The organism is Escherichia sp. KCJ4928 (genome assembly GCF_004352695.1).
GTDB lineage: Bacteria > Pseudomonadota > Gammaproteobacteria > Enterobacterales > Enterobacteriaceae > ECMA0423.
In genome coordinates this window covers 1-15,466 of record NZ_SJWV01000093.1, presented here as the reverse complement: position 1 = coordinate 15,466, position 15,466 = coordinate 1, and the positions used below count along the sequence as shown (strand labels likewise).

At 52.0% G+C, this 15,466-nt stretch carries 18 protein-coding genes; 14 read left to right on the top strand and 4 right to left on the bottom strand.

The window, feature by feature from the left end; genetic code table 11:
* Nucleotides 1-779: DNA-binding transcriptional regulator YqhC (gene yqhC / locus E0D98_RS14360; protein ID WP_131890714.1), on the top strand; the 779-nt coding region annotated here is incomplete at its 5' end.
* A gap of 39 nt (nt 780-818) precedes the next feature.
* On the opposite strand, the gene yghB is transcribed toward yqhC, so the two are convergent.
* Both yghB and metC read right to left on the bottom strand, forming a co-directional pair.
* A complete protein-coding gene (gene yghB, locus E0D98_RS14355; protein ID WP_000268419.1) occupies nt 819-1,478 on the bottom strand; it encodes a DedA family general envelope maintenance protein YghB in 660 nt (219 codons plus the stop codon).
* A gap of 139 nt (nt 1,479-1,617) precedes the next feature.
* Complete coding sequence (gene metC / locus E0D98_RS14350; protein WP_001295517.1) at nt 1,618-2,805, bottom strand: cystathionine beta-lyase; 1,188 nt, start codon at nt 2,803-2,805, stop codon at nt 1,618-1,620.
* Nucleotides 2,806-3,056: 251 nt separating this feature from the next.
* Between metC and exbB the strand changes: the two genes are divergently transcribed.
* Both exbB and exbD read left to right on the top strand, forming a co-directional pair.
* Nucleotides 3,057-3,791: a tol-pal system-associated acyl-CoA thioesterase gene (gene exbB, locus E0D98_RS14345; protein ID WP_000527844.1), complete on the top strand. Its 735-nt coding sequence runs from the start codon at nt 3,057-3,059 to the stop codon at nt 3,789-3,791.
* Nucleotides 3,792-3,797: 6 nt separating this feature from the next.
* Nucleotides 3,798-4,223, top strand: a complete 426-nt coding sequence (exbD, locus tag E0D98_RS14340; RefSeq protein ID WP_001240712.1) for a TonB system transport protein ExbD — start codon at nt 3,798-3,800, stop codon at nt 4,221-4,223.
* Between the two features lie 271 nt (nt 4,224-4,494).
* On the opposite strand, the gene yghA is transcribed toward exbD, so the two are convergent.
* On the bottom strand, nt 4,495-5,379 hold the full coding sequence (gene yghA / locus E0D98_RS14335) for an NADP(+)-dependent aldehyde reductase (protein ID WP_000018758.1): 885 nt from the start codon (nt 5,377-5,379) through the stop codon (nt 4,495-4,497).
* Between the two features lie 190 nt (nt 5,380-5,569).
* Between yghA and E0D98_RS14330 the strand changes: the two genes are divergently transcribed.
* Entirely contained in the window at nt 5,570-6,064 is a 495-nt protein-coding gene (locus E0D98_RS14330) for a TIGR00645 family protein (protein ID WP_000439331.1), read from the top strand.
* A 39-nt stretch (nt 6,065-6,103) separates the two neighbouring features.
* Here the strand turns inward: E0D98_RS14330 and gpr are convergent, their stop codons facing one another.
* Complete coding sequence (gene gpr, locus E0D98_RS14325) at nt 6,104-7,144, bottom strand: L-glyceraldehyde 3-phosphate reductase (RefSeq protein ID WP_000262151.1); 1,041 nt, start codon at nt 7,142-7,144, stop codon at nt 6,104-6,106.
* Nucleotides 7,145-7,300: 156 nt separating this feature from the next.
* Between gpr and yghX the strand changes: the two genes are divergently transcribed.
* The 10 genes from yghX (at nt 7,301) to hybG (ending at nt 15,328) form a co-directional block, all read left to right on the top strand.
* On the top strand, nt 7,301-8,188 hold the full coding sequence (gene yghX, locus E0D98_RS14320; protein WP_001297303.1) for a YghX family hydrolase: 888 nt from the start codon (nt 7,301-7,303) through the stop codon (nt 8,186-8,188).
* A gap of 118 nt (nt 8,189-8,306) precedes the next feature.
* A complete protein-coding gene (yghW, locus tag E0D98_RS14315; RefSeq protein ID WP_001059136.1) occupies nt 8,307-8,594 on the top strand; it encodes a DUF2623 family protein YghW in 288 nt (95 codons plus the stop codon).
* Nucleotides 8,595-8,782: 188 nt separating this feature from the next.
* Nucleotides 8,783-9,901: a hydrogenase 2 small subunit gene (gene hybO, locus E0D98_RS14310; protein WP_000145410.1), complete on the top strand. Its 1,119-nt coding sequence runs from the start codon at nt 8,783-8,785 to the stop codon at nt 9,899-9,901.
* 2 nt (nt 9,902-9,903) lie between these two features.
* A complete protein-coding gene (hybA, locus tag E0D98_RS14305; protein WP_001081870.1) occupies nt 9,904-10,890 on the top strand; it encodes a hydrogenase 2 operon protein HybA in 987 nt (328 codons plus the stop codon).
* Entirely contained in the window at nt 10,880-12,058 is a 1,179-nt protein-coding gene (gene hybB, locus E0D98_RS14300) for a Ni/Fe-hydrogenase cytochrome b subunit (RefSeq protein ID WP_024227753.1), read from the top strand. Before hybA ends, hybB begins: the two co-directional genes overlap by 11 nt.
* Nucleotides 12,055-13,758, top strand: coding sequence for a hydrogenase 2 large subunit (gene hybC, locus E0D98_RS14295; protein WP_000083065.1), 1,704 nt, complete (start codon nt 12,055-12,057; stop codon nt 13,756-13,758). Before hybB ends, hybC begins: the two co-directional genes overlap by 4 nt.
* Nucleotides 13,758-14,252: a HyaD/HybD family hydrogenase maturation endopeptidase gene (locus tag E0D98_RS14290; protein ID WP_001221953.1), complete on the top strand. Its 495-nt coding sequence runs from the start codon at nt 13,758-13,760 to the stop codon at nt 14,250-14,252. Before hybC ends, E0D98_RS14290 begins: the two co-directional genes overlap by 1 nt.
* Nucleotides 14,245-14,733 carry a hydrogenase-2 assembly chaperone gene (gene hybE, locus E0D98_RS14285; RefSeq protein ID WP_000134014.1) on the top strand — a complete coding sequence of 163 codons (489 nt, stop codon included), beginning with the start codon at nt 14,245-14,247 and terminating at the stop codon, nt 14,731-14,733. The genes E0D98_RS14290 and hybE overlap by 8 nt, the downstream gene beginning before the upstream one ends.
* Nucleotides 14,726-15,067 (top strand): hydrogenase maturation nickel metallochaperone HypA, encoded by a 342-nt coding sequence (hypA, locus tag E0D98_RS14280; protein ID WP_000544953.1) that lies wholly within the window; start codon nt 14,726-14,728, stop codon nt 15,065-15,067. The genes hybE and hypA overlap by 8 nt, the downstream gene beginning before the upstream one ends.
* 12 nt (nt 15,068-15,079) lie before the next feature.
* The gene (gene hybG / locus E0D98_RS14275; protein WP_000334896.1) at nt 15,080-15,328 is read left to right on the top strand and encodes a hydrogenase maturation factor HybG; all 249 of its coding nucleotides are present in this window, start codon (nt 15,080-15,082) and stop codon (nt 15,326-15,328) included.
* The last annotated feature ends 138 nt before the right edge of the window (nt 15,329-15,466 follow it).

Below are 15,466 nucleotides of genomic sequence, written 5' to 3'. Positions count from 1 at the left end.
CACGTACACCGGTGATGTACGAGCCTGGCATCATAATTCTCTTTTCCGGGCATAAAATCGGTTATATCAATGAACGCGTGTTTCGTTATGATGCCAATGAATACCTGCTGCTGACGGTGCCGTTGCCGTTTGAGTGCGAAACCTATGCCACGTCAGAGGTGCCGCTGGCAGGGTTGCGTCTCAATGTCGATATTTTGCAGTTACAGGAACTGTTGATGGACATTGGCGAAGATGAGCATTTCCAGCCGTCGATGGCAGCCAGCGGGATTAACTCCGCCACGTTATCAGAAGAGATTTTATGCGCGGCGGAGCGGTTACTCGACGTGATGGAGCGACCACTGGATGCGCGTATTCTCGGCAAACAGATCATCCGCGAAATTCTGTACTACGTGCTGACCGGACCTTGCGGCGGCGCGTTACTGGCGCTGGTCAGTCGCCAGACTCACTTCAGTCTGATTAGCCGCGTGCTGAAACGGATTGAGAATAAATACACCGAAAACCTGAGCGTCGAGCAACTGGCGGCAGAAGCCAACATGAGCGTATCGGCGTTCCACCATAATTTTAAGTCTGTCACCAGTACCTCGCCGTTGCAGTATTTGAAGAATTACCGTCTGCATAAGGCGCGGATGATGATCATCCATGACGGCATGAAGGCCAGCGCAGCAGCGATGCGCGTCGGCTATGAAAGCGCATCGCAATTTAGCCGTGAGTTTAAACGTTACTTCGGTGTGACGCCGGGGGAAGATGCGGCAAGAATGCGGGCGATGCAGGGGAATTAAATACGTTCCCGGTACAGCAACCGGGAACAGGGAAAATCGTCAGGCGTTACAGTATTTTTTTTTAATCACCACAAACAGCGTGCCTAACAAGCCAGCGGTTAACAAGGCAATTGGCAGGATCATCAGGAACGTCATTACCTGATCTTCATGGCGTTTAACGAACGGAATCATACTTAAGGCATAGCCGAAACTGGTTACCACGCTGACCCACAGCAATCCGCTTAACCAGTTGAAAAACTGGAAACGGCGGTTTGGCAGACCGGAAATTCCCGCCATGGTTGGCAGCAGCGTACGGACAAATGCAAGAAAACGTCCAGCCAGCAGCGCCAGCAGACCGTGGCGGTCAAACATGCAGGTGGCGCGCTGGTGATATTTAGCAGGAAGCTGTGCCAGCCAGCCTTTCACCGTTTTGGTATTCCCTAACCAGCGCCCCTGAATATAACTTAGCCAGCAGCCCAGACTTGCTGCGGCGGTCAGAATCGCAATCGTAGGCAGAAAATCCATAACCCCCTGGGCAATCAATGCGCCTGCCAGTATCAACAAGCTGTCGCCTGGCAAAAATGAGGCGGGCAGCAGGCCGTTTTCTAAAAACAGCGTGGCAAACATGACAAAGTAAACAACGCTAACAATATGAGGATCCGCCAGCGCGGCAAAGTCGTGTTGCCAGAGCGCAGCGATGATATCTTGAATAACAGCCATGGACTTTCCTGTGGAACAGCGTTTAAGCCTTTATTTGCCTATTGTACTCCTGAATCGTCCGGGACGCCTTGATCCCGGACGCAACAATTTAAGACTTTTCACAATAAAATGTCTGCAAAATTGTCCAAAAGTGGCAATGTTATACAATCCGCGCAAAACCGGCGTCCAGATCGGCAATCAGATCGTCGACATCTTCCAGACCAATATGCAGGCGAATCAAGGTCCCGCTGAAATCGATCTCGCCTTGTGGGCGAATGGCGGCGATATGTTCTGGTTGATTTGCCAGGATCAACGATTCATACCCGCCCCACGAGTAGGCCATGCTGAATAAACTGAAGTTATCCAGATAGTTCGCCAGCTCTTCATTACTGAGTTTTTTCTTAAGCACAAAGGAAAATAGCCCGCTGCTGCCTGTAAAGTCTCGTTTCCAGAATTCGTGGCCTTTACTGCCAGGCAGAGCAGGGTGGTTAACTCGCGCAACTTGCGGATGTTCTGCCAGCCATTCAGCCACTTTCAGACTGCTTTCATGATGTTGACGCAAACGCACACCTAATGTGCGCAGGCCACGGCTGGTTATATAGGCGGTATCGGCATCGACCATCTGGCCCATCAGATAGGCATTCTCCCGCAGCTGCTCCCAGCAACGGGCATTGCACACGGCAGTGCCAATCATCGCATCTGAATGCCCAACCAGATATTTGGTAGCGGCCTGAATGGAAACATCGATGCCAAAATCCAGCGCCTTAAACAGCACACCGGCTGCCCAGGTGTTGTCGATCATAATGATGGCATCCGGGACCACACTGCGCACGGCGGCAACAATCGCCGGAACGTCGTGGACTTCCATGGTGATGGAGCCTGGCGATTCCAGAAACACGATTTTAGTGTTTGGCTGCAGATGCTTAACGATATCGGCACCAATCAGCGGATCAAACCACGATGTCGTTACGCCCAGTTTGCTGAGGATTTTGCTACAGAAATCCTGACTCGGTTCATAGGCGGTGTTGGTCATCAACACATGATCGCCCTGTTCGACAAAAGCAAGAATGGAATTAGCAACCGCTGCCGCCCCGCAGGGAAATAGCACGCAGCCTGCGCCACCTTCCAGTTCACACATCGCTTGTTGTAAGGAGAAATGGGTTAACGTTCCGCGCCGTCCATAGAACAACTCGCCATTGGCGCGATTGCGCGTCGCGTGCTTTTTGGCTTCCACACTGTCAAAGACCAGCGAAGAAGCGCGCTGAATCACGCTATTTACCGCGCCGAGAGTGTATTTTTTGCTGCGTCCTGCATTCACCAGTTGAGTATCAAGCTTTTTGTCCGCCATGTCGGGATTCCTGTTTTTATACGTCTGGATGTCTAAACTAGCATGAATATTCGCGGGCGCATCCTGAAGAATTGGCATAAAGCAGAAAATTTTCGCAAATGGCGTGCTGGTGACTTTTTTACTGCGTAAACGCAAGGAAAAGAAAGCAAAGGTACGGCAGTATGCAAATAGTAATGAGAACGACTATCAATTCGACGTCATTTTGATATTATTATGCGCAGATTTTGTGACTTGCGTCCTGGAGATACACAGTGGGTAATAATTTAATGCAGACGGACCTTTCCGTCTGGGGTATGTATCAGCACGCCGATATTGTCGTTAAGTGCGTGATGATTGGGCTTATTTTGGCCTCCGTAGTCACTTGGGCAATCTTCTTCAGTAAGAGCGTAGAGTTCTTCAATCAGAAGCGTCGCCTTAAGCGCGAGCAGCAACTGCTGGCTGAAGCGCGTTCCTTAAACCAGGCCAACGATATCGCCGCTGATTTTGGTAGCAAAAGCTTAAGCCTGCATTTGCTCAATGAAGCGCAGAATGAGCTGGAACTGTCAGAAGGCAGCGACGATAACGAAGGTATTAAAGAACGTACCAGCTTCCGTCTGGAGCGTCGGGTCGCCGCAGTGGGTCGTCAAATGGGCCGCGGTAACGGCTATCTGGCAACCATCGGCGCGATTTCTCCGTTCGTTGGTCTGTTTGGTACGGTCTGGGGCATCATGAACAGCTTTATTGGTATCGCGCAAACGCAGACCACTAACCTGGCAGTCGTTGCGCCGGGTATCGCAGAAGCTCTGTTAGCAACGGCAATCGGCCTCGTGGCAGCGATTCCTGCGGTCGTTATCTATAACGTATTTGCACGCCAGATTGGCGGCTTTAAAGCGATGCTGGGTGATGTTGCAGCGCAGGTATTGTTGCTGCAAAGCCGTGACCTGGATCTGGAAGCCAGCGCCGCTGCGCATCCGGTTCGTGTCGCACAAAAATTACGCGCAGGATAATATCCGATGGCAATGCATCTTAACGAAAACCTCGACGATAACGGCGAAATGCATGATATCAACGTGACGCCGTTTATCGACGTGATGTTGGTTCTGCTGATTATCTTTATGGTGGCGGCACCGTTAGCGACGGTAGATGTGAAGGTGAACTTGCCTGCTTCTACCAGCACGCCGCAGCCGCGCCCGGAAAAACCGGTTTATCTGTCGGTGAAGGCAGACAACTCGATGTTTATCGGTAACGATCCGGTCACCGATGAAACAATGATTACGGCGTTGAATGCGTTAACCGAAGGCAAGAAAGACACCACCATCTTCTTCCGAGCGGATAAAACCGTCGATTACGAGACGTTGATGAAGGTAATGGATACGCTGCATCAGGCGGGTTACCTGAAGATAGGTCTGGTCGGCGAAGAAACCGCCAAAGCGAAGTAAAGTAGAATTGCCTGATGCGCTACGCTCATCAGGCCTACAATATCTATTGCAACATGTTGAATCTTCGTGCGTTTGTAGGCCGGATAAGGCGTTCACGCCGCATCCGGCATTAGGTGCTCAATGCCTGATGCGCTACGCTTATCAGGCCTATAAAATCTATTGCAACATGTTGAATCTTCATGCGTTTGTAGGCGGATAAGGCGTTTTCGCCACATCAGGTAAGAGTGAATTCACAATGATGCCCGGTTGCTTTTCACAACCGGGCATTTTTTTAACCTAAATGCTCGCCGCCGCACACACCGTGCACTTCTGCGGTGACGTAGCTCGACTCCTGACTTGCCAGATAAACATATACAGGGGCCAGTTCCGCCGGTTGCCCCGCACGCTTCATCGGCGTTTTCTGACCAAACTGCGGGATCTTATCCTGCGTTTGTCCGCCGGAAATTTGCAGTGCCGTCCAGATAGGGCCTGGCGCGACAATATTCACCCGAATACCTTTCTCCGCGACCTGTTTTGCCAGGCCACGGCTGTAGTTCAGAATCGCCGCCTTCGTAGCCGCATAGTCCAGTAAATGCGGACTTGGCTGGTATGCCTGGATTGACGAAGTGGTGATGATACTTGCACCTTTCGGTAGCAGGGGGATCGCTTCCTGGGTTAGCCAGAACAGCGCGAAAACGTTAATGGCAAAGGTCTTTTGAAACTGTTCGCTGGTGAGGTCTGCAATATCCGGAATGGCAACCTGTTTCCCGGCGACCAGCGCCATAATATCCAGCCCGCCTAACGCCTTGTGCGCTTCGTGAACCAGCGAACGGGCGAATTTCTCATCGCTTAAATCGCCTGGCAGCAGAACGGCTTTGCGTCCGCATTCTTCAATGATCTTTTTCACATCCTGAGCGTCTTCTTCTTCCACGGGAAGATAACTGATCGCCACGTCAGCCCCTTCACGCGCGTAAGCGATGGCGGCAGCGCGACCTATTCCGGAATCGCCCCCTGTCACCAGTGCTTTACGATCTTTCAGGCGACCGCTACCAACATAGGTTTTCTCGCCGCAATCCGGTACCGGTGTCATCTTCGCCTGGATGCCTGGCGTCGGTTGTTTCTGTTTGGGATATTCACCAGTGTAATACTGCGTGGTCGGGTCTTTTAAATGAGACATCGTTTTTCTCCCTTCAGGTTCAACGTCCTTTAAGGGTAGACGCTCTCGATGCGTTGATAAGGGAACCAGGAAGATCCCTAAACCTCAGAATTATGCGACAAAGGTTTAACGTATATGTTGATTTGCTGTTGCGTGCTGTTTACTCAATTGCGATATACTGTTGCCCGTTTTAACTACACGACAGGAATGTATGGAACGTTTTCTTGAAAATGCAATGTATGCTTCTCGCTGGCTGCTTGCCCCCGTGTACTTTGGCCTTTCGCTGGCGTTAGTTGCCCTGGCGCTGAAGTTCTTCCAGGAGATTATTCACGTACTGCCGAATATCTTCTCGATGGCGGAATCAGATTTGATCCTCGTGTTGCTGTCGCTGGTGGATATGACGCTGGTTGGCGGTTTGCTGGTGATGGTGATGTTTTCCGGTTATGAGAATTTCGTCTCACAGCTGGATATCTCCGAGAACAAAGAGAAGCTGAACTGGCTGGGGAAAATGGACGCAACGTCGCTGAAAAACAAAGTAGCAGCGTCGATTGTGGCAATTTCTTCCATTCACCTACTGCGCGTCTTTATGGATGCGAAAAATGTCCCGGATAACAAACTGATGTGGTACGTCATTATCCATCTGACGTTTGTGCTTTCTGCATTTGTGATGGGCTATCTTGACCGACTGACTCGTCATAATCACTGATCTGATTCGGGCGCGGTTCGCGCGCCCGTTATTAACAGGTCATTTATCGGACGACGCCTGCCACAGATTCAGCTCGCCATCGGCGATATGCTGATCAATCTGCGCCAGCTCCTTGGTGCTAAATGTCAGATTATTCAGCGCCTGCACGTTCTCCTCTAGTTGCTCCGCGCGGCTGGCACCAATCAATACCGACGTCACGCGATCATCTTTCAGCAACCAGCTTAACGCCATTTGCGCCATTGATTGTCCACGCTGCTGTGCCATTTCATTCAATAAGCGCAGGCTGTTGAGGTTGGCTTCGGTAAGCATTTTCGGCGTCAGACCACGAACTTTATTCCCTTCACGATGCATCCGTGAATCTTGCGGAATGCCGTTGAGATATTTTCCGGTCAGCAATCCCTGAGCCAGAGGAGTAAAGGCAATACAGCCCACGCCGTTATTTTGCAGGGTATCCAGCAGGCCGCTTTTATCCACCCAGCGGTTTAGTAAATTGTACGAAGGTTGATGAATTAACAGCGGAATTTTCCACTCGTGCAGCAACTCGACCATTTTTTGCGTCCGCTCTGGCGAGTAAGAGGAGATCCCGACATACAGCGCCTTACCGCTTTGTACCGCATGAGCCAGCGCAGAGGCGGTTTCTTCCATCGGCGTATTTTCATCGACGCGATGAGAGTAAAAGATATCGACATACTCAAGCCCCATACGCTTCAGGCTTTGGTCGAGGCTGGCGAGCAGGTATTTACGTGAGCCGCCAGAGCCGTACGGGCCGGGCCACATATCGTATCCGGCTTTGGTAGAGATAATCAGTTCATCGCGATAAGCGGCAAAATCCTCGCGCAGCAGGCGACCAAAGTTCTCTTCTGCGCTTCCTGGAGGTGGCCCGTAATTGTTGGCTAAATCAAAGTGCGTAATGCCCAAATCAAACGCTTTACGCAGGATCGCACGCTGTGATTCCAGCGCGTTAACGTGACCGAAATTGTGCCATAAACCGAGCGATAACGCGGGCAGGCGTAAACCGCTTTTTCCGCAATAGCGGTATTGCATCTGCCCGTAACGTTCGGGATTCGCTAACCAGACCATGACCTCTCCTTTCCACCGTTCAATTTCGAAACAATGTTTCTAGTTTAGCGATTCGCCAGCGCGTATCCCGTAGTCTGGCTCACAGAGTGACGAAAAACTGGGCAAAAACACGCGCTTATGCTTTGCTTAAAAAAACACCAATTGAGGAGTGCAACGATGCCGCGTTTAACCGCCAAAGATTTCCCACAAGAGTTGCTGGATTACTACGACTATTACGCTCACGGGAAAATCTCGAAACGTGAGTTCCTCAACCTTGCGGCGAAGTATGCGGTGGGCGGGATGACGGCATTAGCGTTGTTTGATTTGCTCAAGCCAAATTATGCGCTGGCGACTCAGGTAGAGTTTACCGACCCGGAGATTGTTGCTGAGTACATCACGTATCCTTCGCCAAATGGTCACGGCGAGGTACGGGGTTATCTGGTGAAACCCGCAAAAATGAGCGGCAAAACGCCAGCCGTGGTAGTGGTGCATGAGAATCGTGGACTGAATCCGTATATCGAAGATGTGGCACGGCGAGTGGCGAAGGCGGGGTATATCGCCCTGGCACCTGACGGCTTAAGTTCCGTTGGAGGTTATCCGGGAAATGATGATAAAGGTCGTGAGCTGCAACAGCAGGTTGATCCAACCAAACTGATGAATGATTTCTTTGCCGCAATTGAGTTTATGCAACGCTATCCGCAAGCGGCAGGCAAAGTGGGTATTACCGGATTTTGCTATGGCGGTGGCGTATCGAACGCGGCGGCTGTCGCGTATCCGGAACTGGCCTGCGCGGTGCCGTTTTATGGTCGTCAGGCACCCACTGCCGATGTGGCGAAGATTGAAGCGCCTTTACTACTCCACTTCGCGGAACTGGACACCCGAATCAACGAGGGCTGGCCTGCTTACGAGGCGGCGTTGAAAGCCAATAATAAGGTTTATGAGGCGTATATCTATCCGGGGGTTAATCACGGATTCCATAATGATTCCACGCCCCGTTATGACAAATCTGCCGCCGATCTTGCCTGGCAAAGGACACTGAAATGGTTCGATAAATATCTCTCCTGATAGGTTTATCTCTTACTGGATTACGTCTTAAACAAGCATGAAAAAATAGCGTGCGCAAAAGTCGTTCTTTGCCTAAAATATCGCTATATATGGCGATATATAACGAATGAGGTGAACGATGAATAACCATTTTGGTAAAGGCTTAATGGCGGGATTAAAAGCAACGCATGCCGACAGTGCGGTTAATGTGACAAAATTCTGTGCCGATTATAAACGCGGTTTTGTATTAGGCTACTCACACCGGATGTACGAAAAGACCGGAGATCGCCAGCTTAGCGCCTGGGAAGCGGGTATTCTGACGCGCCGCTATGGACTGGATAAAGAGATGGTAATGGATTTCTTTCGTGAGAATAATTCCTGTTCTACGTTGCGCTTTTTTATGGCCGGTTATCGCCTCGAAAATTGATCAAACATACGTATTATCTTGCTTTAATTAATTACACTAATGCTTCTTCCCTTCGTTTTAGCGCCCCGCCGCAGTATCATGATATCGATAACCATAATAAATGTGTGGTAAATGGCGCATCGATCGCATTATTGATTTTGCGATTGAGGCAAAATATATGCCAGGTCTTCGCAACGGAATAACTATAAATGACTGGAGATAACACCCTCATCCATTCTCACGGCATTAACCGTCGTGATTTCATGAAGCTTTGTGCAGCATTAGCCGCCACCATGGGGTTAAGTAGCAAAGCCGCTGCAGAGATGGCCGAATCGGTTACTAACCCGCAGCGTCCGCCAGTTATCTGGATTGGCGCGCAGGAGTGCACCGGTTGTACGGAATCTCTGCTTCGTGCAACGCATCCAACGGTAGAAAACCTCGTGCTGGAGACTATCTCTCTGGAGTATCACGAAGTGCTTTCCGCCGCCTTCGGTCATCAGGTCGAAGAGAACAAACATAACGCACTTGAGAAGTACAAAGGGCAGTATGTGTTGGTTGTGGATGGTTCCATCCCATTAAAAGATAACGGTATTTATTGCATGGTTGCTGGTGAGCCGATTGTGGATCACATCCGCAAAGCGGCAGAAGGCGCAGCAGCGATTATCGCTATCGGTTCCTGCTCTGCGTGGGGCGGTGTTGCCGCAGCTGGAGTTAACCCAACTGGCGCAGTCAGCCTGCAAGAAGTTCTGCCAGGCAAAACCGTTATCAATATTCCGGGCTGCCCGCCGAACCCGCACAACTTCCTCGCGACCGTTGCGCACATCATCACTTACGGCAAACCGCCGAAACTGGATGACAAAAATCGTCCGACCTTCGCCTATGGCCGTCTGATTCACGAACACTGCGAACGTCGCCCGCACTTCGATGCTGGTCGTTTTGCCAAAGAGTTCGGTGATGAAGGCCACCGTGAAGGCTGGTGCCTGTACCACCTCGGCTGTAAAGGGCCAGAAACTTACGGCAACTGCTCAACGCTGCAATTCTGCGATGTTGGCGGCGTGTGGCCGGTAGCGATTGGTCACCCATGCTATGGCTGTAACGAAGAAGGTATCGGCTTCCATAAAGGCATCCATCAGCTTGCCAACGTCGAAAATCAGACTCCGCGTTCACAGAAACCGGATGTTAACGCTAAAGAGGGCGGCAACGTCTCTGCAGGCGCTATTGGTTTGCTCGGCGGTGTGGTTGGGCTGGTTGCCGGTGTCAGCGTGATGGCGGTGCGTGAACTGGGTCGTCAGCAAAAGAAAGATAACGCTGACTCACGGGGAGAATAACCGTGAACAGACGTAATTTTATTAAAGCAGCCTCCTGCGGGGCATTGCTGACGGGCGCGCTGCCGTCTGTCAGTCATGCGGCTGCTGAAAACCGCCCGCCAATTCCGGGATCGCTGGGGATGTTGTACGACTCGACCTTGTGCGTAGGCTGCCAGGCTTGCGTCACCAAGTGTCAGGATATCAACTTCCCTGAACGTAACCCGCAAGGGGAACAGACCTGGTCGAACAACGACAAACTGTCGCCGTATACCAATAACATCATTCAGGTGTGGACCAGCGGCACAGGGGTCAACAAAGACCAGGAGGAGAACGGCTACGCGTACATTAAGAAACAGTGTATGCACTGCGTCGATCCGAACTGTGTCTCTGTGTGCCCGGTCTCTGCGCTGAAAAAAGATCCGAAAACCGGCATTGTCCATTACGACAAAGATGTGTGCACCGGTTGCCGTTACTGCATGGTCGCCTGCCCATACAACGTGCCGAAGTACGACTACAACAACCCGTTTGGTGCGCTGCATAAGTGCGAGTTGTGCAACCAGAAAGGTGTGGAACGTCTCGATAAAGGCGGTTTGCCTGGCTGCGTAGAAGTGTGCCCGGCGGGCGCGGTAATTTTTGGTACGCGTGAAGAGCTGATGGCGGAGGCGAAAAAACGTCTGGCGCTGAAGCCTGGCAGCGAATACCACTATCCGCGTCAGACGCTGAAATCTGGCGACACTTACCTGCATACGGTGCCGAAATATTATCCGCATCTGTACGGCGAGAAAGAGGGCGGCGGTACTCAGGTTCTGGTACTGACGGGTGTGCCTTATGAAAATCTCGACCTGCCGAAACTGGACGATCTTTCTACCGGTGCGCGTTCCGAAAATATTCAACACACCCTGTATAAAGGCATGATGCTACCACTGGCTGTGCTGGCGGGCTTAACCGTGCTGGTTCGTCGCAACACCAAAAACGACCATCACGACGGAGGAGACGATCATGAGTCATGATCCACAACCGCTGGGCGGCAAAATCATCAGTAAACCGGTCATGATTTTTGGACCGTTAATCGTCATCTGTATGCTCCTGATTGTGAAGCGTCTGGTGTTCGGTCTGGGCTCTGTCTCTGACCTGAACGGCGGCTTCCCGTGGGGCGTGTGGATCGCGTTTGACCTGCTGATTGGTACCGGCTTTGCCTGTGGCGGCTGGGCGCTGGCGTGGGCGGTATACGTCTTTAACCGTGGGCAATACCATCCGCTGGTGCGTCCGGCGCTGTTGGCGAGTCTGTTTGGTTACTCACTGGGGGGCTTGTCGATCACTATCGACGTGGGTCGCTACTGGAACCTGCCGTACTTCTACATTCCGGGTCACTTCAACGTGAACTCGGTACTGTTCGAGACGGCGGTCTGTATGACCATCTATATCGGCGTGATGGCACTGGAGTTTGCTCCGGCACTGTTTGAACGTCTGGGCTGGAAGGTTTCTCTCAAGCGTCTGAACAAGGTGATGTTCTTCATCATTGCACTTGGCGCGCTGTTGCCGACCATGCACCAGTCTTCAATGGGGTCACTGATGATCTCGGCGGGCTACAAGGTGCATCCGTTGTGGCAGAGCTATGAAATGTTGCCGCTGTTCTCGCTGCTGACGGCGTTCATCATGGGCTTCTCGATTGTCATCTTTGAAGGTTCGCTGGTGCAGGCGGGTCTGCGTGGCAACGGTCCGGATGAAAAGAGCCTGTTCGTCAAGCTGACCAACACCATCAGTGTGTTGCTGGCGATTTTCATCGTGCTGCGCTTTGGCGAGCTTATCTATCGCGACAAGCTGTCGTTAGCGTTTGCCGGTAACTTCTACTCCGTGATGTTCTGGATTGAAGTCCTGCTGATGCTCTTCCCGCTGGTCGTTCTGCGTGTGGCGAAGCTGCGTAATGATTCCCGCATGCTGTTCCTGTCAGCACTGAGCGCACTGTTAGGTTGTGCAACCTGGCGTCTGACCTATTCGCTGGTGGCATTCAACCCGGGCGGCGGTTACGCCTACTTCCCGACCTGGGAAGAACTGTTGATTTCTATTGGTTTTGTGGCTATTGAGATTTGCGCTTACATCGTACTCATTCGTCTACTGCCGATACTTCCTCCTTTAAAACAAAACGATCATAATCGTCATGAGGCGAGCAAAGCATGAGCCAGAGAATTACTATTGATCCGGTAACCCGTATTGAGGGGCATTTACGCATCGATTGCGAAATCGAAAATGGCGTCGTTTCGAAAGCATGGGCTTCCGGTACCATGTGGCGCGGCATGGAAGAGATCGTGAAAAACCGCGATCCGCGCGATGCATGGATGATTGTGCAACGTATCTGTGGCGTATGTACTACCACTCACGCGCTGTCTTCCGTTCGTGCGGCAGAAAGTGCGCTGAATATCGACGTTCCGGTTAACGCGCAATACATCCGTAACATCATTCTGGCTGCGCACACCACGCATGACCATATTGTTCATTTCTATCAGCTTTCGGCGCTGGACTGGGTGGACATCACTTCTGCACTGCAAGCTGACCCAACCAAAGCCTCCGAAATGCTGAAAGGCGTTTCGACCTGGCATCTGAACAGTCCGGAAGAGTTCACTAAAGTTCAGAACAAGATCAAAGATCTGGTTGCCAGCGGTCAGTTGGGTATTTTCGCCAATGGCTACTGGGGTCACCCGGCGATGAAACTGCCGCCGGAAGTGAACCTGATTGCGGTAGCGCACTACCTGCAGGCGCTGGAGTGCCAGCGTGACGCTAACCGCGTCGTGGCGCTGCTGGGCGGTAAAACGCCGCACATTCAGAACCTGGCGGTAGGTGGGGTCGCTAACCCAATCAACCTCGACGGTCTGGGCGTGCTGAACCTTGAGCGCCTGATGTACATCAAGTCTTTCATCGACAAGCTGAGCGACTTTGTTGAGCAGGTTTATAAGGTTGATACCGCGGTTATCGCCGCGTTCTACCCGGAATGGCTGACGCGCGGTAAAGGTGCGGTGAACTACCTGAGCGTGCCGGAATTCCCGACCGACAGTAAAAACGGCAGCTTCCTGTTCCCGGGCGGCTACATTGAGAATGCGGATCTGTCCTCGTATCGTCCGATCACTTCTCATTCCGATGAATACCTGATCAAAGGCATTCAGGAAAGCGCGAAGCACTCCTGGTATAAAGACGAAGCGCCACAGGCGCCGTGGGAAGGTACCACCATTCCGGCTTATGATGGTTGGTCTGACGACGGGAAATATTCCTGGGTGAAATCACCGACTTTCTACGGCAAAACGGTAGAAGTGGGTCCGCTGGCTAACATGCTGGTGAAACTGGCGGCAGGACGCGAGTCTACCCAGAACAAACTGAATGAAATCGTTGCGATTTATCAGAAACTGACTGGTAACACGCTTGAAGTGGCACAGCTGCACTCTACGCTGGGCCGTATTATTGGTCGTACCGTTCACTGCTGCGAATTGCAGGATATCCTGCAAAATCAATACAGTGCACTGATCACCAATATCGGTAAAGGCGATCATACCACCTTTGTGAAGCCGAACATTCCGGCAACGGGTGAGTTCAAAGGTGTTGGCTTCCTCGAAGCGCCGCGCGGTATGCTCTCTCACTGGATGGTGATCAAAGACGGTATCATCAGCAACTACCAGGCAGTTGTTCCATCAACCTGGAACTCTGGTCCGCGTAACTTCAATGATGACGTCGGTCCTTACGAGCAGTCGCTGGTGGGTACACCGGTTGCTGATCCGAATAAACCGCTGGAAGTGGTGCGTACCATTCACTCCTTCGACCCGTGCATGGCCTGTGCGGTACACGTAGTGGATGCCGACGGCAACGAAGTGGTTTCAGTGAAGGTTCTGTAATGCGTATTTTAGTCTTAGGGGTCGGCAATATTTTGCTGACCGATGAAGCCATCGGTGTGCGGATTGTCGAAGCGTTAGAGCAACGATACATTCTGCCGGATTATGTTGAGATCCTCGATGGCGGCACGGCGGGAATGGAGCTGCTTGGCGACATGGCAAATCGCGATCATCTGATTATTGCGGATGCCATTGTGTCGAAGAAGAGCGCGCCGGGAACGATGATGATCCTGCGGGATGAAGAAGTTCCGGCGTTGTTTACCAACAAAATCTCTCCGCATCAGCTTGGCCTGGCCGACGTCTTGTCGGCCCTGCGCTTCACCGGCGAGTTTCCGAAAAAGCTGACCCTGGTCGGCGTGATCCCGGAATCGCTGGAGCCACACATCGGCTTAACGCCGACGGTTGAAGCAATGATTGAACCTGCGCTTGAGCAGGTTCTGGCTGCGCTGCGCGAATCAGGCGTGGAAGCCATCCCACGGGAGGCGATTCATGACTGAAGAGATAGCAGGTTTCCAGACCTCCCCGAAGGCGCAAGTACAGGCAGCGTTTGAAGAAATTGCCCGGCGTTCGATGCACGATCTCTCTTTTCTGCATCCTTCAATGCCGGTGTATGTTTCTGATTTTACGCTGTTCGAAGGTCAGTGGACGGGGTGTGTGATCACCCCGTGGATGCTGAGTGCAGTTATCTTCCCCGGCCCGGATCAACTCTGGCCGCTGCGCAAAGTGAGTGAAAAAATTGGTCTGCAACTGCCGTATGGCACCATGACCTTTACCGTTGGCGAACTGGACGGTGTTTCGCAATACCTCTCCTGTTCGCTGATGTCACCGCTTTCGCACAGTATGTCGATTGAAGAGGGCCAACGCCTGACGGATGACTGCGCACGAATGATCCTTTCGCTGCCAGTCACGAATCCGGATGTACCACACGCAGGGCGTCGCGCCCTGCTGTTTGGTCGCAGGAGTGGCGAAAATGCATGAGTTGTCGCTTTGCCAGAGCGCCGTTGAAATTATCCAACGGCAGGCGGAGCAGCACGATGTTAAGCGCGTCACCGCCGTGTGGCTGGAAATTGGCGCGCTCTCCTGCGTTGAGGAGAGCGCCGTCCGTTTTAGTTTTGAAATTGTCTGCCACGGAACGGTGGCGCAAGGGTGCGATTTACATATCGTCTATAAACCCGCCCAGGCTTGGTGCTGGGATTGCAGCCAGGTGGTGGAGATTCATCAGCACGATGCGCAGTGTCCGCTCTGTCACGGCGAGCGGTTGCGTGTCGATACCGGCGATTCGCTGATCGTCAAAAGTATTGAAGTTGAATAACCGGAGTTAATAATGTGTATTGGCGTTCCAGGCCAGGTGCTGGCTGTCGGTGAAGATATTCACCAGCTTGCGCAGGTTGAAGTATGTGGTATCAAGCGCGATGTGAATATCGCCCTGATTTGTGAAGGTAACCCTGCCGATCTACTGGGCCAGTGGGTGCTGGTACACGTCGGATTTGCCATGAGCATCATCGACGAAGATGAAGCCAAAGCCACATTAGACGCACTGCGCCAAATGGATTACGACATTACCAGCGCGTGATGATTAGCTTTCGTAGATACTGTTATGGCCTGCAAGTTTTTTCCTGGTCCGGTTTCCCGGATTGCAGGCATGCCAGACACAGCGCCGTCAGGCGCTGTTTTTTTCATCCCTTCCGCGATTTTTACGCCGCTACCGGAT

What these genes read in the sequence shown, in the direction of transcription:
- E0D98_RS14330 (WP_000439331.1), top strand. Translation starts at nt 5,570, where the DNA reads ATGGAACGTTTTCTTGAAAATGCAATGTATGCTTCTCGCTGGCTGCTT.
- hybC (WP_000083065.1), top strand. Translation starts at nt 12,055, where the DNA reads ATGAGCCAGAGAATTACTATTGATCCGGTAACCCGTATTGAGGGGCAT.
- hybO (WP_000145410.1), top strand. Translation starts at nt 8,783, where the DNA reads ATGACTGGAGATAACACCCTCATCCATTCTCACGGCATTAACCGTCGT.
- hypA (WP_000544953.1), top strand. Translation starts at nt 14,726, where the DNA reads ATGCATGAGTTGTCGCTTTGCCAGAGCGCCGTTGAAATTATCCAACGG.
- yghX (WP_001297303.1), top strand. Translation starts at nt 7,301, where the DNA reads ATGCCGCGTTTAACCGCCAAAGATTTCCCACAAGAGTTGCTGGATTAC.
- hybG (WP_000334896.1), top strand. Translation starts at nt 15,080, where the DNA reads ATGTGTATTGGCGTTCCAGGCCAGGTGCTGGCTGTCGGTGAAGATATT.
- E0D98_RS14290 (WP_001221953.1), top strand. Translation starts at nt 13,758, where the DNA reads ATGCGTATTTTAGTCTTAGGGGTCGGCAATATTTTGCTGACCGATGAA.
- exbD (WP_001240712.1), top strand. Translation starts at nt 3,798, where the DNA reads ATGGCAATGCATCTTAACGAAAACCTCGACGATAACGGCGAAATGCAT.
- yghA (WP_000018758.1), bottom strand. Translation starts at nt 5,379, where the DNA reads ATGTCTCATTTAAAAGACCCGACCACGCAGTATTACACTGGTGAATAT.
- hybE (WP_000134014.1), top strand. Translation starts at nt 14,245, where the DNA reads ATGACTGAAGAGATAGCAGGTTTCCAGACCTCCCCGAAGGCGCAAGTA.
- yghW (WP_001059136.1), top strand. Translation starts at nt 8,307, where the DNA reads ATGAATAACCATTTTGGTAAAGGCTTAATGGCGGGATTAAAAGCAACG.
- gpr (WP_000262151.1), bottom strand. Translation starts at nt 7,144, where the DNA reads ATGGTCTGGTTAGCGAATCCCGAACGTTACGGGCAGATGCAATACCGC.
- metC (WP_001295517.1), bottom strand. Translation starts at nt 2,805, where the DNA reads ATGGCGGACAAAAAGCTTGATACTCAACTGGTGAATGCAGGACGCAGC.
- yghB (WP_000268419.1), bottom strand. Translation starts at nt 1,478, where the DNA reads ATGGCTGTTATTCAAGATATCATCGCTGCGCTCTGGCAACACGACTTT.
- hybB (WP_024227753.1), top strand. Translation starts at nt 10,880, where the DNA reads ATGAGTCATGATCCACAACCGCTGGGCGGCAAAATCATCAGTAAACCG.